2 protein-coding genes are annotated in these 1,456 nt (G+C 65.7%); both read left to right on the top strand.

Annotation, left to right across the window (positions count from 1 at the left end):
- Nucleotides 1-325: 325 nt before the first annotated feature.
- Nucleotides 326-1,108 (top strand): rhodanese-related sulfurtransferase, encoded by a 783-nt coding sequence (locus MOV74_RS38065; protein ID WP_246932639.1) that lies wholly within the window; start codon nt 326-328, stop codon nt 1,106-1,108.
- Nucleotides 1,098-1,316, top strand: a complete 219-nt coding sequence (locus tag MOV74_RS38060; RefSeq protein ID WP_246932637.1) for a SlyX family protein — start codon at nt 1,098-1,100, stop codon at nt 1,314-1,316. The genes MOV74_RS38065 and MOV74_RS38060 overlap by 11 nt, the downstream gene beginning before the upstream one ends.
- Nucleotides 1,317-1,456: the final 140 nt, after the last annotated feature.

Below are 1,456 nucleotides of genomic sequence, written 5' to 3'. Positions count from 1 at the left end.
CGTCCACCGCCGTGCCGCCCTCGCGCAGCACCTCGATCGCCGCGAGCGAGGCCTGCGGGTGCGAGGTCGCAACCATCGCGTTGGTGGCGTGGACCGTGGACCTGCCGGGGAAATGGAAGTTTCTCATCGAATTTCTTGCTCTCTTGGCCGGGGATGCGCGCGCCGCGCCGTCTTAGGAAAAACCGGGTCTACATGACACATTCCAGCCGGCCGGGGCAATGCTGGCATACCAGGAAATGGCTGCCATCCGCTGGGCGTATAGACCTTTGGCGGCCAGCGGCCATGCGGGTTTTCTGAGCGGCGATCGCCTGCTAAACGAGCCGCCATGTCTGCTCCGAATTCGGCCACCAAGGTCGCCGCCTTCTATCAATTCGCCGCCCTCCCGGATTACCGCGAGCTGCGCGAGCCGCTGCGCGCGTTCTGCGCCAGCCTCTCGCTGAAAGGCAGCGTGCTGCTCGCGCAGGAGGGCATCAACGGCACGCTCGCCGGCGCGCCGGCGGCGATCGACGCCCTCGCTTATGAGCTGGCGCACGGCGACATGTTCGGCGGCCGGCTCGACGATCTCGAATTGAAATTCTCGACCGCCGAAGCGATGCCGTTCGGGCGGCTCAAGGTGCGCCTGAAGAAGGAGATCGTCACGCTTGGCGATGAGGCTGCCGATCCGACCCGCCAGGTCGGCACCTACGTCGATGCGAGCGAATGGAACGCGCTGATCTCTGCGCCCGACACGGTGCTGCTCGACACCCGCAACGCCTTCGAGGTGGCGATGGGCACGTTCGAGGGCGCCGTCGATCCCGGCATCAGGAGCTTTGGCCAATTCAAGGATTTTGCCGCAGCTGCGCTTGATCCCGCAAAGCACCGCAGGATCGCGATGTTCTGTACCGGCGGCATCCGCTGCGAGAAGGCGAGCGCGCATCTGCTCGCGCGCGGCTTTGCCGAGGTCTATCACCTCAAGGGCGGCATCCTCAAATATCTGGAAGAGGTGCCGGAGGCGCAGAGCCGCTGGCGCGGCGAATGCTTCGTGTTCGACGAGCGCGTCGCGCTCGGCCACGGTTTGCGCGAGCGGAGCTTGCTGGAACAAGATATGGGGCAAGGCCGTGACGAATGAGATCAAGAGTCTGGGCGAGCGCATCGACGCGCTGGAGACGCGGCTCGCCTATCAGGACGACACGATCGAGACGCTGAACCAGACCATCACCGCACAGTGGAAGCAGATCGATCTGCTGACGCGGAAGATCGCGGAGCTCGGCGAGCGCTTGCAGGAGGCGGAGGCCAATGCGCCTGGACCCGCCAACGAGCCTCCACCGCATTATTGAGCCGTCCTACTGGCCGGATGCCCTGGGCAGCAGGAGGTCCACGACCTCGACGGACATCATCAGGCGGTCGCGGCCTGCGTCCTTGGCGGCGTAGAGCGCCCGGTCGGCAGCTTCAACCAGCGAGGTCACGCCGGCCGTGC

It is taken from the genome of Bradyrhizobium sp. SHOUNA76 (assembly GCF_023006445.1).
Lineage (GTDB): Bacteria > Pseudomonadota > Alphaproteobacteria > Rhizobiales > Xanthobacteraceae > Bradyrhizobium.
Note: the sequence above shows the minus strand (reverse complement) of the source record. Positions and strands in the feature narration are given on the sequence as shown.